Here is a 24,551-nt window from a genome sequence, read left to right as displayed (position 1 = left end):
GGGCCGGTCGTTTTTCAGAGTTCGCGCAGTACGGGCGCGGCCTTCTGCCCCAGAATGCGCCAGGTCCCTGCAAGGCCGATGCCGACGGTGAGGACGAGCGCGGTCGCCACCGTCATCACCGCGACGTCGGGCAGGAAGCTCGACGGCAGCTTCATGATGCGGCTCACCACGAACCAGGCGGCCACCCCGCCGGCAAAGAGCGCGAAGACGGCGGTGGCGAGCCCCAGCATCAGGTATTCGTAGCTGAAGGCGCGGATGAGCGTCGCCCGCGTCGCGCCGAGCGTCTTCAGCACCACCGCGTCGTGCACGCGCGCCCGGTTGCCGGCGGCAAGCGCCCCGGCGAGCACGAGGATGGAGGCGATCAGCGCGACGGCGGCGGCCGCCCTTATGGCGGTGGCGAGCTGTCCGACCAGTTCGTTCACCACGTCGAGCGCATCCTTGACGCGCACGCTGGTGACGGTCGGATAGGCATTGGTGATCGCCTTCAGCGTCGCGGCCTCCTGCGGCGCCGTCGCAGACGGGTCGATGACCGTGGCGAGCCAGGCATGCGGCGCGCCGGCAAAGGTGTTCGGCGAGAAGACCATGACGAAGTTGATCGACAGCGATTCCCATTCGACATTGCGGAAATTGGCGATGCGCGCGGTGATGTTGCGGCCGAGCACGTTGACGGTCACGGTATCGCCGATCTTCAGGCCGAGCTCGCGGCCCTCGTCGGCGGAGAAGGAGACGAGCGGTTCGCCGGAATAGTCCTCCGGCCACCAGCTCCCTTCCGAAAGCGTCGAGTTCTCCGGCAGGCGCTTGGCATAGGTGATGCCGCGGTCGCCGCGCAGCACCCATTGCCCTTCCGGCGGAACCTTGACCTTGGCGACGTCGACGCCGTTGAGCTCCATCACCCGGCCGCGCAGCATCGGCACCTCGATGATCTTGCCCTCCGGCATGTTCGCCTTCAGCACGTCGCGGAAGCCGTCGAGCTCGCTGCCCTGGATATCGACGAAGAAGAAGTTCGGCGCGCGCTCCGGCAGGTTGCCGGTGAGCTCCCGGCGCAGGTTTCCGTCGATCAGCGTCAGCGTGACGAGGAGGGCAAGGCCGAGGCCGAGCGACAGCACGACGGAGGAGGTCAGCGCGCCCGGCCGGTGGATGTTGCCGACCGCGAGCCGGAGCGCCGGCGAATTGACCCGCGGGCTGCGCCGCGCCAGCGCCGTGATCAGCATGGCGACGGCCCTGAGCACGACGAAGGCGAAGGCGATGGCGCCGAGGAAGACGAGCGCGATGTAGCGGTCATAGGCCGTGTAGACGGCAAGGCCGGCCAGCGCCGCAAGGAAGAGCGCGGCGCCCAGAATATAGGGCCAGCCCGGCAGGCGGCCCGCTTCGAAGCTCTGCTCGCGGAAGAGCGCGGTGGCCGGCACCTCGCGGGCATGGCCGAGCGGCATGATGGCGAAGGCGAGCGCCGTCAGCAGGCCGAAGACGGCGGCGAGCAGCAGCGCGGAGGGGTAGAGCTCGGCCTTGGCCGATACCGGCAGCATGCCGCCGAGGAACTGCATCGCCACGGGCGGCATCAGGGCGCCGACCGCAAGGCCGATCAGGATGCCGATCGAGGCGATCAGGGCGATCTGCGCGAGATAGACGAGCGCGACGAGCGAGGCCGGCGCGCCGAGGCACTTGAAGGTGGCGATCACCGAACGCTTGGAATCGAGATAGGCGCGCACGGCGTTCGCCACGCCGACGCCCCCGACGATCAGCGCCGTCAGGCCGACCAGTGTCAGGAACTGCGAGAAGCGGGTGATGTTGGCCGTCAGCGCCGGCGCCGCGCTGTCGGCCGTGCGGATCGACCAGCCGGCCGTCGGGAAGGCCTTGTTGGCTTCCGCGCGAATGGCGGCCGGCGAGAGATCGGGTTTCGCAAGGCGGATGCGGTAGGCATTCTCCACGAGGCTGCCGGTCTGCACCAGCCCGCTCGCCCGCAGGGCTTCATCGGACAGCATCAGGCGGGGAGCGAAGCCGAAGCCTTCAGAGACGGCGTCCGGCTCGCGGGTGAGCGTGGCGGCGATACGGATCTTCGCCGTGCCGAGCAGGATCTCGTCGCCGACGGCAAGGCCGAGCCGGTCGAGCAGCAGCGGCGCGACGACCGCGCCATAGGCGTCGCCCTCTTTCGCGAAGAGCGCCGCAGCCGGCTTCTGCGGCTCGGTCTCCAGCGTGCCGTAGAGCGGATAGGCGCCGTCGACGCCCTTCGCCTCCACCAGCGTCTGGTCGGAGCCGTCCGGCAGGCGCACCATGGAGCGCAGGCCCGTCGTCCTGGAAACCGCGCCGAGGCCCTCGAAATAGTTCAGTTCCTCGGGCGTGGCGAAGCGGTTGCGGAATTCGAAGCGCACGTCGCCGGCCAGCAGCGTCTGGCCCTGCGAGGCGATAGCCTGGGTGATGGCGCTCGACACCGAGTTGACGCCGGCAATCGCCGCCGTGCCGAGCGCGATGCAGGCGAGGAAGATGTAGAAACCCTTCAGACCGCCGCGCATTTCGCGCAAGGCAAGGCGCAGGGCGAGCGGAACCTGGCGGAGGACCGCGCCCACCCTCATGCCGGCACCGCTTCGGCGAGCGTGCGCAGGGGCGCGGCGCCCGAGACGATCTCGCCCGAGCGCATGGTTACCTGCCGGCCGCAGCGGGCGGCAAGCGCCGGATCGTGCGTCACCAGCACCAGCGTCGTGCCGCGCTCGGCCTGCTTGGAGAAGAGGAGGTCGGCGATCTGGCGGCCGGTCTCCGTGTCGAGGTTGCCGGTCGGCTCGTCGGCGATCAGCAGCTTCGGCGAAGGCGCGAGAGCCCGGGCGATGGCGACGCGCTGCTGCTCGCCGCCCGAGAGCTGGCCGGGATAGTGCGACAGGCGCTCGCCGAGCCCGACGGCCTCCAGCTCGCGCCGGGCGATATCGAAGGCGTCGCGCACATTGGCAAGCTCCAGCGGCACGGCGACGTTTTCGAGCGCCGTCATGTTGGGAATGAGGTGAAAGGACTGGAAGACGATGCCGATATTGCGGCCGCGGAAATCCGCCACCCTGTCCTCGTTCATCGCATGCAGGGCGGCGCCGTCGATATGGATCTCGCCGCCGTCCAGCCGTTCGAGGCCCGCCAGCACCATCAGCAGCGTCGACTTGCCGGAGCCCGACGGCCCGACGATGCCGACCGATTCGCCCGCATCGATCGTGAGGTCGATCCCCTTGAGGACATGCACGGAAGCGGCAGCCCGTCCGAGGGTGAGATCGGCTTTTTTCAGATCGATGATGGTTTTGGCCAAGGAATTCTGCCCTATATGTATGGAAAAGACTGGAATGCCAGCAATCTAGGATCAGCATCATGTCGTTTAAAGCGGCGCTCGGATTTTTCGCCTCACTTGCAATCACAGCTTTGTTATCCACGGGCATCGCCCAGGCCGAACCCCTGAAGCTCGTCGGCTTCGGCGACAGCCTGATGGCCGGCTACCAGCTTCCGGCCGCCGACGCCTTCCCGGTGAAGCTGGAGGCGGCTCTTCGGGCGAAGGGCCATGAGGTCGAGATCGCCAATGCCGGCGTCTCGGGCGACACGACCTCCGGCGGCCTTGCCCGCCTCGACTGGTCGATCCCCGACGGGACGCAGGGCGTCATCCTCGAGCTCGGCGCCAACGACGCGCTGCGCGGCATCGCGCCGGAGGAGACCGAGAAGAACCTCGACGCCATGCTGACGCGCCTCAAGGAGCGCGGCATCGCGGTGCTGCTCGCCGGCATGCTCGCCCCGCCCAACATGGGCGCGGACTATGCCGGGCGCTTCGACGGCATCTACAGGCGCCTTTCGGAAAAGCACGGCGTTCCGCTCTATCCGTTCTTCCTCGACGGGGTCGTCACCAAGGCGAACCTCCAGATCGAGGATGGAATGCATCCGAACCCGGCGGGCGTGGACGTCATGGTCCAGTCCATCCTGCCGACGGTCGAGACCTTCCTCAAGTCGATCAAGGTAGGGGAGTAGTTCTCGCGGGTGCGAAATTAGGGTTGCGCAAAAATCCGTTGCGTGATTCGCTGACGTTACTTTCCAGCAGGGAGAAGTCGCCATGCCGAGACTTTTCGTCGCCCTCGAAGTGCCGCGCAACGCGGCGATGAGCCTCTCGCTCCTGAGAGGCGGACTTCCCGGAGCCCGCTGGATCGACGTCGAGAACTTCCACATCACCCTGCGCTTCATCGGCGATATTGACGGGCGCACCGCCGACGAGGTGGTCGACAGGCTCGACCGTATCGAACGCCCGGAATTCCAGCTCGCGCTTTCCGGCATCGGCTCCTTCGGCTCGAAGAAGCCGCATTCGGTCTTCGCCGGTGTCACGCAGGCGCCGGAAATGTACGCGCTGCAGGGCGAGGTCGAGCGCATCTGCCAGCGCCTCGGCCTTCCCGCCGATCCGCGCAAGTTCACCCCGCACGTCACGCTCGCGCGCCTGCGCAACGCCCGCACCGAGGACGTCGCCCACTACCTCTCCGGCCGCGGCAACTTCCACACCGCCCCCTTCACCGTGAACCGCTTCGTGCTGATGTCCTCGAAGGAATCGGTCGGCGGCGGGCCGTATCTGACGGAAGAGGTGTTTCCGCTCTACGAGGCCGGCGGCGGCTGGGACGGGGCGGACCTGCGCGACCATCTGGCGTGATCGCCAAAGCCTCACGGAGCATATCTGGTGCGCATTGCCGCAATTCGATCGACGGGTAACAGCCGTATCGTTTACTGGGTCGCAGGCGCTCTATTGCTATGGCTAGTGCTTCCGATCGGTATGTTGGATATTCTCATCGAACCAAAATGGTTCGCTCCAAACCCGCAATGCGATAGCCTCGGCGTTCCGATCTCATGGCTGCACCAAGCTCTAATCCCGTGGACATTGCTTTCCCTAGTAGTTCCTGCGATCCCGGTGTTCATGATTGTGCGTAAGCGCGTTGCCGGTGCGGATATTTTCGACTTGCACCTCGGTACCGCGCCTTGGAATTGGATCGTAACGCTTCTGACGGCAGCCGCCCTTTTGCCGATTATTTTCGACATGGGACGATATCTTTGGGAAGTATCTGTTCTCCAGACCATTACAGGAGATTGCGGAGGAAGCGCCGAGCCGGTGACTCTAACCATGCGAAGGCCCATCATTCAATTCACTCCTCTCTGGGAAGCCGGTTTCGCTCTGTGGATACTGCACCTCCGTGCCCTGATCCTTTCGCCGCGCAGGGTTGAGCAGTTCGCCCCTCTTTCGTCGGCGGAAGCTTGATCGCCAGCTTTTGAAGTAAAGCTTGCCAAAGCGCTTACCCCTTGTTGCGATTCGGCATTTCGTGGTGCCCACGGGCACCTCATCAATTCGTTGCAGAGAACAAACCCTGAATCACCCAGAGTCATCGATTCGTCTCCGTTTCGTTCGTGCCCTGTTCCAGACTCTTGCAAAGCATCGGGAAAACCGCCCTATTTCGCCTCCCCCCTTGCCATCGGCCGCCCCGATGGGCATCTGTGAGCCCGAAACTGAAACCTGCCGGGGCATGTCTTGTCGCAAGCACCCATGATCCTGAGCGGCCGCGGGGTGACCGCGGTGCTCGGCCCGACCAATACGGGCAAGACCCACTACGCAATCGAGCGCATGGTGGCACATGAGACGGGCGTCATCGGCCTGCCTCTGCGCCTTCTCGCGCGCGAGGTCTATACGCGCCTCGTCGAGAAGGTCGGCCAGCACAATGTCGCGCTCGTCACCGGCGAGGAGAAGATCACGCCGCATATGGCGCGTTTCTCGGTCTGCACGGTGGAGGCGATGCCGCGCGAGACGCGCGCCGCCTTCGTCGCCATCGACGAGGTGCAGCTTGCCGGCGATCTGGAACGCGGCCACATCTTCACCGACCGGGTTCTGCATCTGAGGGGCCGCGACGAGACGCTGCTGCTCGGCGCGGCCACCATGAAGCCGATCCTCGAGCAGCTCCTGCCCGGTATCCATGTCATCGAGCGGCCGCGCCTGTCGCAGCTCTTCTATTCCGGCTCGAAGAAGATCACGCGCCTGCCGCAGCGCACCGCCATCGTCGCCTTCTCGGCCGACGAGGTCTATGCCATCGCCGAGCTGATCCGCCGCCAGCGCGGCGGGGCGGCGGTGGTGCTCGGGGCGCTCTCGCCCCGCACCCGCAATGCGCAGGTCGCGCTCTACCAGGAGGGTGACGTCGAATATCTCGTCGCCACCGATGCCATCGGCATGGGCCTCAACCTCGACGTCGACCATGTCGCCTTCGCGCAGGATCGAAAATTCGACGGCTACCAGTTCCGCAACCTCAACCCGGCCGAGCTCGCCCAGATCGCCGGCCGCGCCGGCCGGCACCTGCGCGATGGCACCTTCGGCGTGACGGGCCGCGTCGATCCCTTTGACGACGAGCTGGTCAAGCGCATTGAGACGCATCATTTCGATCCCGTGAAGGTGCTGCAATGGCGCACGACCCGCTTCGACTATGCCTCGCTGCAATCGCTCCGCCAGTCGCTCGACGCGCCGCCGCCGATAGGGGGACTGACGCGGGCGCTGCCGGCCGTCGACCAGCAGGCGCTGGACCATCTTTCGCGCTATCCCGACGTCCGCGACCTTGCGACGACCCCCGAGCGCGTGCAAAAACTCTGGGAAGCCTGCGCGCTTCCCGATTATCGCCGCATCACGCCCGCCCAGCACGCCGATCTCATCTCGACGCTCTATGCGGACCTCGTAAAGCGTGGCACGGTGAACGAGGATTTTCTGGCGGACCAGGTTCGCCGGGCCGACAGGACCGATGGCGAGATCGACACGCTTTCGGCACGAATCGCGCAGATAAGGACCTGGACCTATGTGTCGAATCGGCCCGGATGGCTTGCCGATCCGACACACTGGCAGGAAAAGACGCGGGAAATCGAAGACCGATTGTCCGATGCGCTACATGAACGGTTGACGAAACGCTTTGTTGATCGCAGGACATCTGTGCTCATGAAGCGCCTGAGAGAGAATGCGATGCTGGAAGCTGAAATCAGTGTGAATGGCGATGTCTTCGTAGAGGGACATCATGTCGGGCAGTTGGCCGGTTTCCGGTTCACGCTGGCCGCCGGGACGGAAGGCCCCGATGCGAAGGCCGTGCAAGCGGCTGCGCAGAAGGCGCTCGCGCTGGAGTTCGAGGCCCGTGCCGCACGCCTGCATGCCGCCGGCAATGCCGATCTCGCGCTGAGCTCGGACGGCACCGTGCGCTGGCTCGGCGATCCCGTCGCGCGCCTTTCCGCCTCCGACCACATCATGCGCCCTCGCGTCATCCTGCTCTCCGACGAGCAGCTGACGGGCAATGCGCGCGACCATGTCGCCGCCCGTATCGAGCGCTTCGTGAACCATCACATCGCGACCGTGCTGAAGCCGTTGGACGATCTTTCCCGCGCGGAAGACCTGCAGGGCCTTGCCAAGGGCCTCGCCTTCCAGCTCGTCGAAAACCTCGGCGTGCTGTTCCGCCGCGACGTCGCCGACGACGTGAAGGCGCTCGACCAGGACGCCCGTGCTTCCATGCGCAAGCACGGCATCCGCTTCGGCGCCTATCACATCTTCATGCCGGCCTTGCTGAAGCCCGCCCCGGCCGAGCTCATCACGCTGCTCTGGGCGCTGAAGAACGACGGTCTCGACAAGCCGGGCTATGGCGACCTCATCCCGGTGCTGGCGGCCGGCCGCACCTCGGTCGTCACCGATCCGGCCTTCGAGCGCGCCTTCTACAAGCTCGCCGGCTTCCGTTTCCTCGGCAAGCGCGCCGTGCGCATCGACATCCTGGAGCGCCTTGCCGACCTCATCCGTCCGCTCCTGCAATGGAAGCCCGGCACGCCGCGTCCGGAAGGCGCCTATGACGGCCGCCGCTTCATGGCGACGACCGCCATGCTCTCCATCCTCGGCGCGACGCCGGACGACATGGAGGAGATCCTCAAGGGTCTCGGCTACCGTGCCGACAGCGTGAAGGCCGAAGAGGCCGCCGCCTTCCTCGCCGCGCAGGCTCCGGCCGCTGCTGCCGCGGAAACCCCGGCGGAAGCGGAAGCGAGTGCGGGGACCTCCGACGAGCACGACGCCGATGCGTCCGACGAAGGCGAAGCGACGGCTGAAGCCCCGGCCGAGACGGTCGAGGCTCCGGTTGCGGCCACCGAGGTACCCGTTGCCGAGGCCGAGGAAGCCCCGGCAGTGGAAGCGGCCGGCGAAGGCGAGCCGGCCGAGGCCAAGCCCGTCCTCCTCTGGCGTCCGGGCTCGCGCCACGACAACCAGCGTCAGGGCCAGCGCCACGGCGACCGTCAGGGCCAGGGCGAACGCCGCGGCGGCGAGCGTCATCGCGGCCAGCCGGCCGGCGAGCGTGGCGAGCGCCGGGAAGGCGGCCGCGGCCGCCCGGACCAGAACAAGGGCCGCGACGGAAAGCCGCAGGGCGGCAACCGCCCGGATCGCGGCGAGCGCAACGAGCGCGGCGGCAAGCCGCAGCAGGCGAAGTTCGAGGCGCGGCCACCCCGCAAGGAAAAGCCGATCGATCCGGATTCGCCCTTCGCCAAGCTCGCGGCGCTCAAGGAGCAGATGAAGAAGTAGGCCGATGGCGCAGGACGGGGAACAGCCGGCGGGTCAGGCGCGGCAGCGCATCGACAAGTGGCTGTTCTTCGCGCGGCTTCGCAAGTCCCGCTCGCTTGCGGCGAAGTCCGTTGAGGCGGGCGATGTCAGCGTCAATGGCGTCAATGTCCGCCAGCCCTCGCATGCGGTGCGTCCCGGCGACGTTATCGTCCTCTCGCTCGACCGGCACGACATGGTGGTCAAGGTGCTCCAGCCCGGCGCGCGCCGCGGCCCCTATGAGGAGGCCCGCCTTCTCTACAGCGACATGACGCCGCCCCCTCCATCCCGCGAGGAGCGCAATCTCTTCGCGCAGGCGACGCGCGAACGGGGCGCCGGACGGCCGACGAAGCGGGAGCGTCGGGAAACCGACCGGCTCCAGGCTTTTCCCGGCGACGGCGAGGATTAGAATTCTATACCTCGCCCGTGTTCGGCGGCACATGTATTACGCTTGCAAAGCGCCCGCAAAGCCTTTACCTCAGCCACCGGACAGCCTGCGCGAGCGCGGCCCTCTTCTGTCCGGCAAGCCGACTGCGTGACAGGTTCTGCGGCGCCGGACGGCCCCGCCTCCGCCGCCTTATGACGATTCTGGAGTGAAGCATGACGTATGTCGTGACCGACAACTGCATCCGCTGCAAGTACACGGACTGTGTGGAAGTGTGCCCCGTCGACTGCTTCTACGAGGGCGAGAACTTCCTCGTCATCCATCCCGACGAATGCATCGACTGCGGCGTCTGCGAACCGGAATGTCCCGCCGAGGCCATCAAGCCGGATACCGAGCCGGGCCTCGACATGTGGCTGAAGGTCAATTCGGAATTCGCCTCGGTCTGGCCGAACATCACGATCAAGCGCGATGCGATGCCGGAAGCCAAGGAAATGGACGGCGTGGAAGGCAAGTACGAGCAGTATTTCTCGCCGAAGCCCGGCCAAGGCGACTGACCCCGCCGGCCGGGCGCGATCGCCCGGCACCGTGGTGGCAATGACCGAAGCTGGGGAAAAAAGCGTGCCCGCGCCAAAAGGCGATAGGGCAGGCTTGATGACCCATGCGAAGCAAATTATTGATTTCGGCACTTTTTTGTGATAGGGTCTTCCTACTGATCCAAATCGCGGCATTTTGCGTGCCCGAACACCACCACGAAAGCTAACGATCCCTCAACGTCGCTCACCTCCCATAGGCAACCTCGGTTGCTCAAATGTGATCGCGTCGAAAGGGACGTTTTTGCGCATGGCGGACGGACCAGTGGTGACACCCCCAAGGTGCCCCCCGTCTTTCCCGGGTCCCCGGACCCACCCCGGCCGTCGCCGGGGAGCGTAACAGGGAGTATTTGAATAGAATGACGACCCAGCAGAAGAAATCTTCCACGCGCCAGGGCTTCAAGACCGGCGAGTCGATCGTCTATCCCGCTCACGGCGTCGGCCAGATCGTCGCCATCGAGGAGCAGGAAGTCGCCGGCATGAAGCTCGAGCTCTTTGTCATCGATTTCGAAAAGGACAAGATGCGTCTCAAGGTGCCGGTTGCCAAGGCCGTTTCCATCGGCATGCGCAAACTGTCGGAGACCGATTTCGTCGACCGCGCGCTGAAGGTTGTCCAGGGCAAGGCCCGCGTGAAGCGTACCATGTGGTCGCGCCGCGCGCAGGAATACGATGCCAAGATCAATTCGGGCGACCTGATCTCGATCGCCGAAGTGGTCCGCGACCTCTATCGCGCCGAGAACCAGCCGGAACAGTCCTATTCCGAGCGCCAGCTCTATGAAGCCGCTCTCGACCGCATGGCCCGCGAAATCGCCGCCGTGAACAAGATGTCGGAAACCGAAGCCGTCCGTCTCGTGGAGACGAACCTCGCCAAGGGTCCGAAGCGCGGCAAGGCCATCGAGGAAGACGAATCGCAGGACGAAGCGGCCTGATCTAGGGCGCAACGTCGAAATTTAAAGCCCGGCTGGCGACAGCCGGGTTTTTTATTGGAACTTTTTTGCGCCGCACCCGTTTGAACGCCCGAGGACGACCGGCTCCGGGCGGCCGCGGGAGTGGAACAGCCGCTTTCTTCGCTCGAAGCCCTTTTCGAGCGATCCGCAGGCTCCTCTGAAACGTCATCGTCACGCAGACGGGAGATATTGCCTCCCGCCGCTTCGGTTCACGTGGAGAGACCGCCATGGCTACGACGACCGCAGACCGCCGCATGATCAAGCTCGCTATGTCCGCCCCCTATCTGGAGAGGGAGGAAGAGCAGGCTCTCGCCCATGCCTGGAAGGACAATCACGACCAGCATGCGCGCAATCGCATCGCAATGGCCCATATGCGCCTCGTCGTCTCGATGGCCGGCAAGTTCCGCAACTTCGGCCTGCCGCTCGGCGATCTCGTGCAGGAGGGCTATATCGGCCTGCTGGAAGCGGCCGCCCGCTTCGAGCCGGAGCGGCAGGTGCGCTTCTCCACCTATGCAAGCTGGTGGATTCGCGCCTCCATCCAGGACTATGTGCTGCGCAACTGGTCCATCGTGCGCGGCGGCACCAGCTCCGCGCAGAAGGCGCTCTTCTTCAACCTCAGGCGCCTTCGCGCCCGGCTCGCCCGCGGCGACGACCATCTGACGAGCGAAGCGATCCATCAGGAGATCGCGGCCGCCCTCGGGGTCAGCACGGCGGATGTGCGCACCATGGATGCGCGGCTTTCCGCCTCCGACGTCTCCCTCCAGGCGCCGCTTTCGGCGGGGGAGGGCGGCGAAGGCTCGAACCGTCTCGATTTCCTCACCAGCGACGCGCCCCTGCCGGATGAGCAGGCCGAGGGAAGCATCGACGGCGAGCGCCGCCGCCACTGGCTGCATTCGGCGCTTGGCCAGCTCAACGAGCGCGAGATGAAGATCATCCGCGCCCGGCGGCTTGCCGAGAACGGCGCGACGCTGGAGGAGCTCGGCGTCCTCCTCGGCATCTCGAAGGAGCGCGTGCGCCAGATCGAGAACCGGGCGCTGGAAAAGCTGAAAGCCGTGCTGATCAGCAAGACGATGGATTTCGCCTATGCGTGAGGCTTAAGGCGCCTTGCCTTCTTCCGGCTGCTCGGCCGAATGGCGCATGATCAGCGGCATCTGCGAGAGCGTAAAGAGGATCGTGATGGGCATCGTGCCCCAGACCTTGAAGGCGACCCAGAAATCCGTCGAGAAATTGCGCCAGACCACCTCGTTCATCACGGCGAGCACGAGGAAGAACAGGCCCCAGCGCAGCGTCAGCTTGCGCCAGCCCTCGTCCGTCAGCTTGAAGGCGGCGTGGAAGACGTAGCCGAGCAGCGACTTGCCGAAGAAGAGCCCGCCGAGCAGGATGGCGCCGAACAGCGTGTTGACGATGGTCGGCTTCATCTTGATGAAGGTGTCGTTCTGCAGCCAGAGCGTCAGCGCGCCGAAGACGAAGACGACGATGCCCGAGATCAGCGGCATCATCGGCAGGGTGCGCGTCAGGATCCACGAGACGACGAGCGCGATGGCGGTCGCGGCCATGAAGAGGCCGGTGGCGATGAAGATCGGCCCGCCCATCTCGGCCAGCACGGGAAAATGCGAGGCGAGCCATTCGCCGCGCGAATTGGCGAAGAAGAAGACGACGAGCGGTCCGAGCTCCAGCACCATCTTGAGGAGGGGGCTGACCTTCTCCTCGCTCTTGGCCGGTGCGTCCAGCGTTGCCTTGCTCATGCTCCAACTCCTGCGATCGCTTCCGCGAAATCCTTGGCCTCGAAGGGTTCGAGATCGTCGATCCCTTCGCCGACACCGATGAAATAGACCGGCAGCTTGTGTTTTGCGGCAATCGCCACAAGGATGCCGCCGCGGGCCGTACCGTCCAATTTTGTCATGATCAGGCCCGAGACGCCCGCGACGTTGCGGAAAATCTCGACCTGGTTCATCGCGTTCTGGCCGGTGGTGGCGTCGAGCGTCTGGAGCACGGTGTGCGGGGCGTCGGGATCGAGCTTGCCGAGGACGCGCACGATCTTCTCCAGCTCCGCCATCAGCTCGGCCTTGTTCTGGAGGCGGCCGGCGGTGTCGACGATGAGGACGTCGCTCTTCTTCAGCTTGGCCTGCTCGTAGGCTTCATAGGCAAGGCCCGCCGCATCGGCCCCGAGCTTGGAAGAGACGATGTCCGACCCGGTGCGATCCGCCCAGATCTTGAGCTGCTCGATGGCGGCGGCGCGGAACGTGTCGCCGGCCGCCAGCATCACCTTGAGGCCCGCGCCGGAGAGTTTCGCCGCCAGCTTGCCGATGGTCGTCGTCTTGCCGGTGCCGTTGACGCCGACGACGAGGATGACATGCGGCTTGTGGCTGAGGTCGAGCTCCAAGGGCTTCGCCACGGGTTCGAGCACCTTGGTGATCTCCGTCGACATGATGCGCGAGACATCCGCGCCGGTCACGTCCTTGCCGTAGCGCTCGGAGGCGAGCGTATCGGTGATGCGCAGCGCCGTCTCCACGCCGAGGTCGGCCTGGATCAGCAGGTCCTCGAGGTCCTGCAGCGTGTCGTCGTCGAGCTTGCGCTTGGTGAAGAGGCTGGTGATCTGGCCGGTGAGCTGCGAGGAGGTGCGGGCAAGGCCCTCGCGCAGGCGCTGGAACCAGGTGCGCTTCGGCTGCGCCACGGGCGCGGCCTCCTCGACGGGAGCCTTCGCGGTCGCGGCAAAGCCCTTCGGCAAGGCGGGCGTGTCGGCCGGCTTTTCAGCGCGGAGGGCCTCTTCGAGAACGGGGTCCTCGATGTCGTCCGGCGCATCCTCTTCCGATTCCGTTTCGGCGATCTCTTCTTCTTCGGCCGCGACGAATGCTTCGACCGGTGCGGCCGGTTCTTCCTCGACGGTTTCTTCTGCCGCCTCGGCTTCCGGCTCCGCGACGACCTCTTCGATGGCCGGTTCGCCCACGGGCTCCGCTTCGGCCGGCTCTTCGGCGACCGGCGCGGTCGGTGCGTGGGGAAGCGGGTAGATCTCCGGCTCGACGTCTTCCGGAATATGGTAGTCCGCTTCCGGATTGACGGCCTCCGCCTCGTCGAGCAGCGGGTCGCGGTCCTCGTCCTCCTCCTCGGCAGGGGCGGCGGGGATTTCCGCGGTTTCCTCCGATGCGGTCTCTTCCGGCGTGGGCTCGACGGCCGGCTGGTCGCTGACGTCCGGTTCGGCGGCAGGCGTCTCTACCACCTGCTCGGCAACGGGCGCTGCCGCCTCCGGCTTTGGTTCGGCGGCGGTGTCTTTTCCGAAAGTGAAGATCTTCTTGATGAAGCCAAGAGCCATGAAGGTATCCGCTAGTTGCGAAGGGAGGCGGCACCAGCCGCGATAAGGGGCTGCATCGTCAGGTGTTTTCCATTGTGTCCGGTGATCGTCACCGGCACAAGGTCGCGCGGCCTCAGCCCCGCGGCATCGACGAGCGTGAAGTTTTCCGTATGGGCGAGGCCGTTGTTCTCCACGAGGATCGTCTCTTGTCTGCCGATCATCGAAACGAGATGGGCCTCGTGCAGCCGTTTTCCAGTCTCCCGCAGCCGCGCCGCGCGCTCCTTGACGAGGGCGCGGTCGAGCTGCGGCATGCGCGCGGCCGGCGTGCCGGGGCGCGGGCTGTAGGGAAAGACGTGGAGATGGGCGATGCCGCAGTCTTCCGCGAGCCGCGCCGCATTGGCGAACATCTCCTCCGTCTCCGTCGGAAAGCCGGCGATCATGTCCGCGCCGAAGCTGGCATCCGGCCGGGCTGCCCGCACCCGCGCGCAAAAATCCCGCGCATCGGCGCTGGAATGGCGGCGCTTCATGCGCTTGAGGATCAGGTCGTCGCCGTGCTGGAGGGAAAGATGCAGGTGCGGCATGAAGCGCGGCTCGTCGGCGATGAGATCCCAGAGATGATCGTCCGCCTCGATGCTGTCGATGGAGGAGAGCCTGAGGCGCCGGATTTCGGGCACCTGCTTCAAAAGTGTCCTGGCGAGCAGGCCGAGGCTGGGCTTGCCGGGCAGGTCCGCGCCGTAGCTCGTCGCATCGACGCCCGTCAGCACGATCTCGCAGTAGCCGCCCTCGACGAGTCTCCGCGCCTGGTCGACCACCGCGCCCATCGGCACGGAGCGGGAATTGCCGCGGCCATAGGGGATGATGCAGAAGGTGCAGCGGTGGTCGCAGCCATTCTGCACCTGCACGAAGGCGCGCACATGGCCGTCGATCAGCTTCACCATCTGCGGCGCGGTCTCACGCACGCTCATGATGTCGTTGACGCGGAGCTTTTCTTCCGCCGAGACGCCGAAATCCGGCAGTGCCCGGTAGGAGGCGCTTTTCAGTTTCTCCTCGTTGCCGAGCACGGCGTCCACCTCCGGCATGCCGGCAAAGGTGTGCTTCTCCGTCTGCGCCGCGCAGCCGGTGACGATGATGCGGGCATGGGGATTGTCGCGCCGGGCGCGGCGGATCGCCTGGCGGGCCTGGCGCACGGCCTCGCCGGTGACGGCGCAGGTGTTCACCAGCACGGCATTGTTCAGCCCCGCCTTCTCGGCCTCGGCACGCATCACTTCCGATTCGTAGGTGTTGAGCCGACAGCCGAAGGTTATGACCTCGACGCCGCTCAAAGGGCGGCCGCCCCGGTCTCGTCGCGACGGAAGGCGCCGGTCGAAGGATCGAGCGTACCCGACCATTCCCATTCGGCAGGCCCCGTCATCACGACATGGTCGTCCTCGCGCCACTCGATGGTCAGCGTGCCGCGGTTCGGGCTGCTGGCGACCGTCACGGCGACCTTGCGGCCGGTGCGGCCGGTGCGCGCGCCGGAAACCCCGGCCGAGCAGGCGGCCGAGCCGCAGGCGAGCGTCAGGCCCGCGCCGCGCTCCCAGGTCCGCGTCGTCATGGAGGACGGCGAGGTGACCTGCGCCAGCGTGATATTGGCCTTTTCCGGGAACATCGGATGGTTTTCGAGCAGCGGGCCGAAGCGGTCGAGATCGAAGCTCATCGGATCGCGGTCGACCCAGAAGACGGCATGCGGATTGCCCATCGACATGGCGGCGGGCGAATGCAGGATCGGCGCGTCGATCGGCCCGATCTGCAATTCGATGCGGCTCGTGTCGAAGAATTCCTCGGCGAGTGGAATGCGGTCCCATTCGAAGACGGGCTTGCCCATGTCGACGGAGATCGTGCCGTCCGCATGCTCGGTGGCGTTGAGGATGCCGGCGACCGTCTGGAAGGTGAAGGCCTTGCGGCCCGTCTCGGCGGCGAGCGCCTGTACGACGCAGCGCGTGCCGTTGCCGCAGGCCTGCGCCTTGGTGCCGTCGCAGTTGAGGATGTCGATGAAGGCGTCCGTTCCCGCCGTCTTCGGATCGTGGATCGCCATGATCTGATCGAAACGGGTGGCGGGGTCGGCATTCAGCGCAATGGCCGCCTCTGGCGTCACGACATCGCCGCGGCCGCGCATATCCACGACCAGGATCATGTTTCCCAGTCCGTTCATCTTCGCGAAGTCGGCCGTCTTTGTCATCGTGCTCTGCCCGTTTGGGGCGTATATGGCGGAAAAGCCCGCGGATTTCCAGTGCCTTGCTCAGACGGCGGCAGTGGGAACCTCGAAGATTTCACCCGGCCTCAGCGCGCGGAAGCGCGCGCGGGCGATGCCAGCCGCATCGAGCGCCGTCCCCAGCGCGGCGAGCGGCTCGTCCACGCCCTCGTTGGTCAGGCGGAACGTGCCCCAGTGGTGGCCGGCGACATAGGCCGCGCCGCAGGCGACCATGCCCCGCACCGCCTCCTCCGGGTTCTGGTGCTGCGGGCGCATGAACCACCGCGGCTCGTAGGCGCCGAAGGGCAGGTTGGCGAGGCGGATCGCACCGTGCTTCTCGCGGATCGCCCGGTAGTTTATGCCCTCGTGAAAGCCGGTGTCGCCGATATGGTAGATCCTGCCGCCCGGCGTTTCGATCAGGAACGCCGCCCAGAGCGCCTTGCGGCGGTCGCCGAGGCCCCGCGCCGACCAGTGATGGCAGGGCTCGCAATGCAGCGTCACGCCTTCCGCCACCGTCAACGCGCCGCCCCAGTCCATGGACGAGACCCGGCCCGCGCCGACGGCCGGCGCGATGATCCGGTCGTTGCCGAGCGGCGTGACGATCCGGCAGCCGTCCCGCGCGGCGAGCGCCTTGAGGGTCGCAAGGTCGAGATGGTCGTAATGGTTGTGCGTGACGAGCACGAGGTCGATTGTCGGCAGGTCGGCAAGGGCGATGCCCGGCGGGTTGACGCGCTTCGGGCCGGCATAGCTGAGGGGGCTCGCCCTCTCGCTCCAGACGGGATCGGTCAGGATGTTGAGGCCCGCGGTCTGGATGAGCAGCGCGGCATGCCCCGCCATGGTCACGACGAGCCGATCGCCCGTAACGCGCGCCTCCGGCATGGCGGACGGGAACGGGCTCGGCCAGTCGGCCGGCCAGGCGGCGCGGCCGCCGCCGAGCTGCCAGCGCACGAGCTCGAAGAAGCCGTTCGGCTCCTCCCCGCCCGGATTGAAGAAATGCATGCCGTCGAAATGGTCGCTGACCGGCCCCTCATAGTACCGGTTCGCCGCGAGGCTGCGGCTCGCGAAGGTGCCGCCCGCAAGCGTCGCAAGCGCGCCGAGGCCCGACCATTTGAGAAACATTCGACGGTTCATTGACAAAAGATAAGCTGCGCACCGTTCCGCTGCAATGCACGACCGCGACTTCGCGGAAATGTTATGCCGCACGGGATGTGCGGCCGTCCTTGACTTTCCGGCCCCTTTGCTGTTTAAGCCGCGCATCTGCGACAAGTGAGACTGCTTGAAGCCGCCGACCGGGACCCATTGCGGTATAAACAGATCCCGGAGGTCAACACCCGACAGCGCGATGCGCCCTCGGGTGCTTTTTGGCTTTGTGTCTTGTTTTTGACGCCGATTGCACCGACGTTTCCGCGTGACGCGGAAACAAGAAGGAAGACGTGATGTTTGAAACACTCCAGGACCGCCTTGGCTCCATTCTGAATGGACTGACAGGCCGTGGCGCGCTTTCCGAGGCCGATGTCTCGGCGGCGCTGCGCGAGGTCCGCCGTGCGCTGCTGGAAGCGGACGTGGCGCTGGAAGTGGTGCGCTCCTTCACGGATGCGGTGCGCGAAAAAGCCGTCGGCGCGGAAATCCTGAAGTCCATCAAGCCCGGCCAGATGGTCGTCAAGCTCGTCCATGACGAGCTGGTATCCATGCTCGGCTCCGAGGGCGTTTCCATCGACCTCAACGCCGCTGCCCCCGTCGTCATCATGATGGTGGGCCTGCAGGGTTCGGGCAAGACCACGACGTCCGGCAAGATCGCCAACCGGCTGAAGACGCGCGAGAAGAAAAAGGTCCTGATGGCCTCGCTCGACACGCGCCGCCCGGCCGCGCAGGAGCAGCTTCGCCAGCTCGGCGTGCAGACCGGCATCGATACGCTGCCGGTCATCGCCGGCCAGTCGCCGACCGATATCGCCGCCCGCGCCGTGCAGGCCGCAAAGCTCGGCGGCCATGACGTCGTCATCCTCGACACCGCTGGCCGCACCCATATCGACGAGCCGCTGATGATCGAGATGGCGGAGATCAAGCGGAAGTCCGATCCGCACGAGATCCTGCTCGTCGCCGACGCGCTGACCGGCCAGGACGCCGTCAACCTCGCCCGCAATTTCGACGACCGCGTCGGCATCACCGGCCTCGTCTTGACCCGCATGGACGGCGACGGCCGCGGCGGTGCGGCCCTTTCCATGCGCGCCGTCACCGGCAAGCCGATCAAGCTGATCGGCGTCGGCGAGAAGATGGGCGAGCTGGAGGAATTCCATCCCCGCCGCGTCGCGGACCGCATCCTCGGCATGGGCGACATCGTCTCGCTCGTCGAGAAGGCGGCGGAGAACATCGACGCCGAGAAGGCGGCCGCCATGGCCGCCAAGATGGCCAAGGGCAAGTTCGACCTCAACGACCTCGCCGACCAGCTTCGCCAGATGCAGAAGATGGGCGGCATGGGCGGCATCATGGGCATGATGCCCGGCATGGCCGGCATGAAGGACAAGATGTCCGCCGCCGGCCTCGACGACAAGCTCTTCGGCCGCCAGATCGCCATCATCAACTCGATGACCAAGGCCGAGCGCGCCAATCCGGACATGCTCAAGCATTCCCGCAAGAAGCGCATCGCCGCCGGCTCCGGCACCGATGCGGCCGACATCAACAAGCTTCTCAAGATGCACCGCCAGATGGCGGACATGATGAAGATGATGGGCGGCAAGAAGGGCGGCATGATGAAGCAGATGATGGGCGGCCTTGCCGGCAAGATGGGCCTCGGCGGCCTTGGCGGCGGCATGCCCGATCTTTCCAGCATGGACCCCAAGCAGCTCGAGGCGCTCGCCAAGCAGGCGGAAGCGGCCGGTATCAAGCCGGGCAGCCTGCCGGGCCTCGGCGGCAGCGGCGGTCTTCGCCTGCCCGGTCTCGGCGGCGGCCTTCCGGGCCTGCCCGGCCTGCCGAAGAAGAAGTGAGGAACGCCGCATGACGATCGATCCGAAGGTCAGGCAGCAACTGGGGGAATACCGGCAGTCGATCGACAATATCGACGCTGCCCTTGTCCATATGCTTGCCGAGCGCTTCCGCTGCACCAAGGCGGTGGGCGTCTTGAAGGCGACGCATGAACTGCCGCCGGCCGATCCGGCGCGCGAAGAATACCAGATCGAACGCCTTCGCCGCCTGGCGAAGGATGCCAATCTGGATCCGGATTTCGCGGAGAAGTTCCTGAACTTCATCATCCGCGAGGTGATCCGGCATCATGAAGCCATTGCCGCCGAACATGGCGGCGCAAACCACACCGCTTGAAAAGCGGCCCATCTACCCAAGGAGAAATGACATGTCCCTGAAGATTCGTCTCGCCCGCGGCGGTTCCAAGAAGCGCCCCTACTACCAGATCGTCGTCGCCGACGCCCGCTCGCCGCGTGACGGCCGCTTCCTGGAGAAGCTCGGCGCCTGGAACCCGATGCTCGGCAAGGACGACGCCAACCGCGTCCAGATCGACGCCGACCGCGCCAAGGAATGGCTCGCCAAGGGCGCCCAGCCGACCGACCGCGTTGCCCGCTTCCTCGACGAAGCCGGCGTCCTGAAGCGCGAAGCCCGCAACAACCCGGACAAGGCAAAGCCGGGCAAGAAGGCTCTCGAGCGCGCCGCCGAGAAGAAGCAGAAGGAAGAAGACGCCGCTGCTGCCGCTGCCGGCGAATAATCTGCCGCGACTTTTTATGGAGACGGGCGGCGTGCTTCATGCCGCCCGTTTTCGTTTGGCCCACCGGCGCGAACGTCGTAAGAGGCTTTGCAAGACCACACGGAACCGAACCATGGCGAAACTGGAAAATCCCGTCCTCATGGGCAGCGTCGGCGCGGCGCAGGGCCTGCGCGGCGAGGTCCGCGTGAAATCCTACACCATCGACCCGACCGCCATCGGCGATTACGGGCATCTGCACACCGAGGACGGCCGGTCCTTCGAGGTGCTGGAGGTGCGCGAGGCGAAGAACGTCGTCGTCGTGCGCTTCCGCGGCATCAACGACCGCAACGCCGCCGAGGCGCTGAACGGCCTCGACCTCTATATCGAGCGCGACAACCTGCCGGACGAGGAGCTGGACGAGGACGAGTTCTTCTATGCCGACCTCGAAGGGCTGGAGGCCGTCGATACGGCCGGCCGCAGCCACGGCACCGTCACCGGCATCTTCGATTTCGGCGCGGGAGACCTGCTCGAACTCAAGGGGCCGGGCAAGCGTCCCGTGCTCATTCCCTTCTCCGAGGCCGCCGTGCTGGAGATCGACGTCGAAGGCGGACGCCTCTTGATCGACGCCGTCGCCGCCGGCCTTGAGGACGAGGGCAACGAAGGTCCCGGCAGCCGGCGTCGCCGCCCGCCGCAGGGCGAGGGAGAGTGACGTGGCTTTCCGCGCCACCGTCCTGACGCTCTATCCGGAGATGTTTCCGGGCTTTCTCGGCCAGTCCCTCTCCGGCAAGGCGCTGGCGCGTGGCGACTGGTCGCTCGACTGCGTGCAGATCCGCGACTTCACCACCGATCGCCACCGCACCGTCGACGACACGCCGGCCGGCGGCGGGGCGGGCATGGTGCTGAAGCCGGACGTGCTGGCCAAAGCCATCGACCATGCCTCCGCGGGCGACGACCGCCCGCGCCTGCTGATGAGCCCGCGTGGCAAGCCGCTGACGCAGAAGCGCGTGCGCGAACTTGCGGCCGGCGAGGGCGCGATCATCGTCTGCGGCCGCTTCGAGGGCGTCGACCAGCGCGTCATCGACGGGCGGCAGCTCGAGGAGGTCTCCATCGGCGACTATATCCTCTCCGGCGGCGAGCCGGCGGCGATGATCCTCATCGACGCCGTCGTGCGCATCCTGCCCGGCGTCATGGGCAATGCGCTGTCCGGTGAGTACGAGAGCTTCGAGGGCGGGCTGCTGGAGCACCCGCACTATACGCGCCCGCAGGTCTTCGAAGGCATGGAGATTCCCGGCGTGCTGACCTCCGGCAACCACGCGGCCATCGACAGATGGCGCCGCGAGGAGGCCGAGACACTGACGCGCGAGCGCCGGCCGGATCTTCTCTCCGATCAACCCGTCAGGAAGTAATAGGCGGTCAGGGCAAGGCCGACGGCGATAACCAGCGCGCGGATCACCGGCTGGGGCACGCGCCGCGCCGCCCAGACGCCGGACCAGCCGCCGAGGCCCGCCGCCGGCACCATGACGGCGGCCTGCGGCCAGCCGATCACCTTGCCGCTGGCGAAGACGACGATGGCCATGACCGCGATCACCACGGCGAGGAAATTCTTCAGCGCATTCAGCCGGTGATAGTCGCCACCCTTGGTCAGCCCGAGCACGGCGAGCGTCATGATGCCCATGCCCGCGCCGAAGAAGCCGCCATAGATCGAGGTGACGAACTGGCCGAACAGCCCGAGCGGCGTGACGGGCTTTTCCGGGCTAAGGGTCTTCGGCTTGAGATAGGGCCCCGCGGCGAAGACGGCGGTCGCTGCCAGCAACAGCCACGGTACCAGTGCCCGGAAGGACTGGTTGGAGAGCGAGAGCAGCAGCAGCGCTCCGCCGAGGCCGCCGACCAGCGAGAGCGCCCCGAGCTGGACCGCCTCCTTCCAGTCGGCGCGGATTTCGCGGGCATAGGCGAGCGAGGAGGTGATATAGCCGGGAAACTGCGTGATGGCGGAGGTCGCGTTGGCGAGGATGGGCGGCAGGCCGAGCATCGTCATCGCGCCGAAGGTGAGGAAGGTGCCGCCGCCGGCAATGGCGTTGACGACGCCGGACAGAAAGCCGGCAACGAACAGAAAGATGGCGTCGGCAAAGGTCATGATGCTCCCCGGAGCGCCGCCAGGGCCGCGCTCTCCTCCCCGAAAGGGTGATAGCGTCGTGCCGGAGGGCGGGCAAGGGCCGGCGGCGGTGCCGTCGATTCTTTGGCCGCAGGGGATGACAAGCCGCCCCGTTTGGTGTATTGGCCCGCACGGATTTGGGATTACCCAGCCGACCTGCAAGCAAAGAATGGCGAATCCGCTCCGTCCGGCAACGGACCAACCCGAGAGGCATTGACCTCGAAGGCCACCGTCGAGCGCTCTGGCTGTTTCAGAAGAACCGAAGGTTAGACCGATGAACATCATCCAGCAGCTCGAAGCCGAACAGGCCGCGAAGATCGAAGCCAAGCGTCAGCTCCCGGAATTCTCCCCGGGCGACACCGTCCGCGTCAACGTGCGCGTCACGGAAGGCACCCGTACCCGCGTGCAGGCCTATGAAGGCGTCTGCATCGCCCGTTCCGGCGGCGGCATCAACGAGAGCTTCACCGTTCGCAAGATTTCCTACGGCGAAGGCGTCGAGCGCGTCTTCCCGATCTACTCGCCGCTCGTCGAAAGCGTCGACGTCGTGCGCCGCGGCAAGGTCCGTCGCGCCAAGCTCTACTACCTGCGCGATCGTCGCGGCAAGTCGGCCCGTATCGTCGAGAACACCGGCACGCGCGCCCGCAAGCTGAACGATGCCGAGCGCCAGGCAATCGCCGAGGAGAAGGCACGTCTGGAAGCCGAGAAGGTCGCAGCCGCCCAGGCGCTCGCCGCCGAGAAGGCCGCCGCTGAAGCCGCCGAAGCCGCAAAGGCTGCGGAAGCCGCAGCCGAATAATCCGGCAGCGCATGACATCATGAAAGCCGTCGGCGCCTGCCGGCGGCTTTTTGTTTTACGGAAAAGCCTTTGCGCGCAAGCGGCATGCTTGCCTGCCGCCCTGCACCTGTGACAGTGTTTCGCCGCCACAATCCAGGAGCATATTTCGATGTTTTCCCGCCGCGCCGTTCTTGCAGGCCTTGCCGCCGCCGCCCTCATGCCCGCCATCGCCTTTGCCTCGGACCTTCCCGACCTCGGCGGCAAGACCGTCGTGGTCGTCACGGAAAACGCCTATCCGCCGCTGCAGTTCGTCGATCCCAAGAGCGGCGAGCAGATCGGCTGGGAATATGACGCGATGAACGAGATCGCCAAGCGCCTCAATTTCAAGGTCGAGTACCAGAACACCTCCTGGGACGCGATGATCCAGGCCGTCTCCGACAACCAGTACAATATCGGCATGACCGGCATCACCATCAAGGACGACCGCAAGGAGAAGGTCGACTTCTCCGATCCCTACATGCGCTCGCAGCAGTTCATGCTGGTGCGCGCCGACGAGAGCCGCTTTTCCGATGCCAAGAGCTTCGCCGCCCTCAAGGACGGCCTGATCGCCGCCCAGCCCGGCACCTCGCCCTTCTACACCGCCGTCTACGAGATCCTCGACGGCAACGAGCAGAACCCGCGCATCAAGCTGTTCGAGACCTTCGGCGCGACAGTGCAGGCATTGCAGGCCGGCGACGTCGACCTCGTCCTGACCGACAGCGTCGCGGCCAAGGGCTATGTCGATGCCTCGGGCGGCAAGCTCAAGGTGGTCGGTGAACCGCTCGGCACGGAGGATTTCGGCTTCATCTTCCCGAAGGGCTCCGACCTCGTCGCCCCGGTCAATGCGGCGATCGCCGCGCTGAAGGCCGACGGTACGCTGAACGCGCTCGATAAGAAGTGGTTCCTCGACTACAAGATGGGAGAGTAACGGGCGGCCATGGCTCCCGTTTCCCCCGGTGCGGCGAAGGGCGACTATCCCTGGTGGCTGGTCGCGCTCGCTGCAATCGCGCTGGCGCTTGCCGGCGTCATCGTCGCGAACGATCTCTACCGCCAGGTCTTCGGCGTCGTGCTGAAGGGATTGTGGGTCACGATCTTCGTGACCCTCGTCGCCTTCCTGCTTGCCACCCTGCTCGGGCTCGGCGTCGCGCTGATGGCGCTCTCCGAAAGCAAGGTGCTGCGCCAGGTCGCGCGCTTCTACACGGAGGTGATCCGTGGCGTGCCGATCCTCGTCCTCCTCTTCTATATCGCCTTCGTCGGCGCCCCGGCGCTCGTGGCGATCATCAATTTCATCGTCGGTCCGCTGGTTTCCGCCGGCTTCATGGAACCCGTGCAGGTCCGCGACCTTTCCCTGATGTGGCGGGCGATCATCGCGCTGATGATCGGCTATTCCGCCTTCATCGCCGAGGTTTTCCGCGCGGGCATCCAGTCGGTGGACAAGGGGCAGGTCGAGGCGGCCAAGGCCCTCGGCCTCTCGCGCTTCCAGCGCTTCCGCCTCGTCGTCTTCCCGCAGGCGATCCGCGTCATCCTTCCGCCGCTCGGCAATGACTTCGTGGCGATGGTGAAGGACTCGTCGCTCGTCTCCGTGCTCGGCGTCGCCGACATCACGCAGATGGGCAAGGTCTACGCCTCCGGCTCCTTCCGCTTCTTCGAAACCTACTCCATCGTCGCCTATGTCTATCTCTTCCTGACCATCGGCCTTTCGCTGGCGCTCCGGGCGCTGGAAAAGCGGCTGCGGCGCGGCATCGCGCCTTGATTCTTCGCAATTGCCGAAAGGCGCAAAAATCGCTATATGCGGGTTCATGGAATCCAAGTTCGGATGCACGGAAAAGCATGTCGTCGTGCTGCAGGATCACAAGCGCCTGCCGGCACGCTTCTTTGCGCGTGTGT

Annotated in this window: 24 protein-coding genes; 16 read left to right on the top strand and 8 right to left on the bottom strand. The window is 66.0% G+C overall.

Going from position 1 to position 24,551, the window contains the following annotated elements; translation table 11 throughout:
- Positions 1-14 precede the first annotated feature (14 nt).
- Entirely contained in the window at positions 15-2,567 is a 2,553-nt protein-coding gene (locus ACZ1A1_RS14990) for an ABC transporter permease (protein ID WP_463620518.1), read from the bottom strand.
- Complete coding sequence (locus tag ACZ1A1_RS14985) at positions 2,564-3,277, bottom strand: ABC transporter ATP-binding protein (RefSeq protein ID WP_463620517.1); 714 nt, start codon at positions 3,275-3,277, stop codon at positions 2,564-2,566. Before ACZ1A1_RS14985 ends, ACZ1A1_RS14990 begins: the two co-directional genes overlap by 4 nt.
- Before the next feature lie 59 nt (positions 3,278-3,336).
- Between ACZ1A1_RS14985 and ACZ1A1_RS14980 the strand changes: the two genes are divergently transcribed.
- The 8 genes from ACZ1A1_RS14980 to ACZ1A1_RS14945 all read left to right on the top strand — a co-directional run bounded on the left by ACZ1A1_RS14980 (position 3,337) and on the right by ACZ1A1_RS14945 (position 11,585).
- Complete coding sequence (locus ACZ1A1_RS14980) at positions 3,337-3,981, top strand: arylesterase (protein WP_463620516.1); 645 nt, start codon at positions 3,337-3,339, stop codon at positions 3,979-3,981.
- A gap of 82 nt (positions 3,982-4,063) precedes the next feature.
- Entirely contained in the window at positions 4,064-4,645 is a 582-nt protein-coding gene (gene thpR, locus ACZ1A1_RS14975; protein WP_415214443.1) for an RNA 2',3'-cyclic phosphodiesterase, read from the top strand.
- A 27-nt stretch (positions 4,646-4,672) separates the two neighbouring features.
- On the top strand, positions 4,673-5,245 hold the full coding sequence (locus ACZ1A1_RS14970; RefSeq protein WP_463620515.1) for a hypothetical protein: 573 nt from the start codon (positions 4,673-4,675) through the stop codon (positions 5,243-5,245).
- A 282-nt stretch (positions 5,246-5,527) separates the two neighbouring features.
- Positions 5,528-8,557 carry a helicase-related protein gene (locus ACZ1A1_RS14965; protein ID WP_463620639.1) on the top strand — a complete coding sequence of 1,010 codons (3,030 nt, stop codon included), beginning with the start codon at positions 5,528-5,530 and terminating at the stop codon, positions 8,555-8,557.
- Positions 8,558-8,561: 4 nt separating this feature from the next.
- On the top strand, positions 8,562-8,981 hold the full coding sequence (locus ACZ1A1_RS14960; RefSeq protein WP_415212208.1) for an RNA-binding S4 domain-containing protein: 420 nt from the start codon (positions 8,562-8,564) through the stop codon (positions 8,979-8,981).
- Between the two features lie 191 nt (positions 8,982-9,172).
- Positions 9,173-9,511, top strand: coding sequence for a ferredoxin FdxA (fdxA, locus tag ACZ1A1_RS14955; RefSeq protein WP_313194810.1), 339 nt, complete (start codon positions 9,173-9,175; stop codon positions 9,509-9,511).
- 395 nt (positions 9,512-9,906) lie between these two features.
- The gene (locus ACZ1A1_RS14950) at positions 9,907-10,476 is read left to right on the top strand and encodes a CarD family transcriptional regulator (protein WP_313194809.1); all 570 of its coding nucleotides are present in this window, start codon (positions 9,907-9,909) and stop codon (positions 10,474-10,476) included.
- A 245-nt stretch (positions 10,477-10,721) separates the two neighbouring features.
- Positions 10,722-11,585, top strand: a complete 864-nt coding sequence (locus tag ACZ1A1_RS14945) for an RNA polymerase factor sigma-32 (RefSeq protein ID WP_415212209.1) — start codon at positions 10,722-10,724, stop codon at positions 11,583-11,585.
- Positions 11,586-11,588: 3 nt separating this feature from the next.
- Here the strand turns inward: ACZ1A1_RS14945 and ACZ1A1_RS14940 are convergent, their stop codons facing one another.
- Genes ACZ1A1_RS14940 through ACZ1A1_RS14920 form a run of 5 tightly spaced genes read right to left on the bottom strand, consistent with a single transcriptional unit; the run spans position 11,589 to position 17,132 of the window.
- Complete coding sequence (locus ACZ1A1_RS14940; protein WP_415212210.1) at positions 11,589-12,239, bottom strand: septation protein A; 651 nt, start codon at positions 12,237-12,239, stop codon at positions 11,589-11,591.
- Positions 12,236-13,804 carry a signal recognition particle-docking protein FtsY gene (ftsY, locus tag ACZ1A1_RS14935; protein ID WP_463620514.1) on the bottom strand — a complete coding sequence of 523 codons (1,569 nt, stop codon included), beginning with the start codon at positions 13,802-13,804 and terminating at the stop codon, positions 12,236-12,238. Before ftsY ends, ACZ1A1_RS14940 begins: the two co-directional genes overlap by 4 nt.
- An 11-nt stretch (positions 13,805-13,815) precedes the next feature.
- Positions 13,816-15,105 carry a tRNA (N(6)-L-threonylcarbamoyladenosine(37)-C(2))-methylthiotransferase MtaB gene (gene mtaB / locus ACZ1A1_RS14930; RefSeq protein WP_463620513.1) on the bottom strand — a complete coding sequence of 430 codons (1,290 nt, stop codon included), beginning with the start codon at positions 15,103-15,105 and terminating at the stop codon, positions 13,816-13,818.
- Positions 15,102-16,001 carry a diaminopimelate epimerase gene (gene dapF / locus ACZ1A1_RS14925; RefSeq protein WP_463620512.1) on the bottom strand — a complete coding sequence of 300 codons (900 nt, stop codon included), beginning with the start codon at positions 15,999-16,001 and terminating at the stop codon, positions 15,102-15,104. The genes mtaB and dapF overlap by 4 nt, the downstream gene beginning before the upstream one ends.
- A 60-nt stretch (positions 16,002-16,061) precedes the next feature.
- Positions 16,062-17,132 carry an MBL fold metallo-hydrolase gene (locus ACZ1A1_RS14920; protein WP_463620511.1) on the bottom strand — a complete coding sequence of 357 codons (1,071 nt, stop codon included), beginning with the start codon at positions 17,130-17,132 and terminating at the stop codon, positions 16,062-16,064.
- A 317-nt stretch (positions 17,133-17,449) separates the two neighbouring features.
- Here ACZ1A1_RS14920 and ffh point away from each other — a divergent pair, with 317 nt between their 5' ends.
- The 5 genes from ffh to trmD all read left to right on the top strand — a co-directional run bounded on the left by ffh (position 17,450) and on the right by trmD (position 21,107).
- Positions 17,450-18,994 (top strand): signal recognition particle protein, encoded by a 1,545-nt coding sequence (gene ffh / locus ACZ1A1_RS14915; protein ID WP_313194802.1) that lies wholly within the window; start codon positions 17,450-17,452, stop codon positions 18,992-18,994.
- 10 nt (positions 18,995-19,004) lie between these two features.
- The gene (locus ACZ1A1_RS14910) at positions 19,005-19,325 is read left to right on the top strand and encodes a chorismate mutase (RefSeq protein WP_203316793.1); all 321 of its coding nucleotides are present in this window, start codon (positions 19,005-19,007) and stop codon (positions 19,323-19,325) included.
- A gap of 31 nt (positions 19,326-19,356) precedes the next feature.
- Complete coding sequence (gene rpsP, locus ACZ1A1_RS14905) at positions 19,357-19,722, top strand: 30S ribosomal protein S16 (protein WP_415215160.1); 366 nt, start codon at positions 19,357-19,359, stop codon at positions 19,720-19,722.
- Positions 19,723-19,834: 112 nt separating this feature from the next.
- Positions 19,835-20,410, top strand: a complete 576-nt coding sequence (rimM, locus tag ACZ1A1_RS14900) for a ribosome maturation factor RimM (protein WP_203316795.1) — start codon at positions 19,835-19,837, stop codon at positions 20,408-20,410.
- A 1-nt stretch (position 20,411) separates the two neighbouring features.
- Complete coding sequence (gene trmD / locus ACZ1A1_RS14895) at positions 20,412-21,107, top strand: tRNA (guanosine(37)-N1)-methyltransferase TrmD (RefSeq protein WP_463620510.1); 696 nt, start codon at positions 20,412-20,414, stop codon at positions 21,105-21,107.
- Here the strand turns inward: trmD and ACZ1A1_RS14890 are convergent.
- A complete protein-coding gene (locus ACZ1A1_RS14890) occupies positions 21,089-21,835 on the bottom strand; it encodes a sulfite exporter TauE/SafE family protein (protein WP_463620509.1) in 747 nt (248 codons plus the stop codon). The two genes, trmD and ACZ1A1_RS14890, sit on opposite strands and share 19 nt — an antisense overlap.
- 292 nt (positions 21,836-22,127) lie before the next feature.
- On the opposite strand from ACZ1A1_RS14890, the gene rplS reads away from it, so the two are divergent.
- The 3 genes from rplS (at position 22,128) to ACZ1A1_RS14875 (ending at position 24,417) form a co-directional block, all read left to right on the top strand.
- Positions 22,128-22,646, top strand: coding sequence for a 50S ribosomal protein L19 (gene rplS / locus ACZ1A1_RS14885; protein ID WP_203316797.1), 519 nt, complete (start codon positions 22,128-22,130; stop codon positions 22,644-22,646).
- Between the two features lie 148 nt (positions 22,647-22,794).
- Positions 22,795-23,592 (top strand): basic amino acid ABC transporter substrate-binding protein, encoded by a 798-nt coding sequence (locus tag ACZ1A1_RS14880; RefSeq protein ID WP_463620508.1) that lies wholly within the window; start codon positions 22,795-22,797, stop codon positions 23,590-23,592.
- Positions 23,593-23,601: 9 nt separating this feature from the next.
- Positions 23,602-24,417, top strand: coding sequence for an amino acid ABC transporter permease (locus ACZ1A1_RS14875; RefSeq protein WP_463620507.1), 816 nt, complete (start codon positions 23,602-23,604; stop codon positions 24,415-24,417).
- Positions 24,418-24,551 lie beyond the last annotated feature (134 nt).

The organism is Shinella sp. R2-11 (genome assembly GCF_055330205.1).
This window is presented reverse-complemented; position numbering and strand designations above follow the sequence as displayed.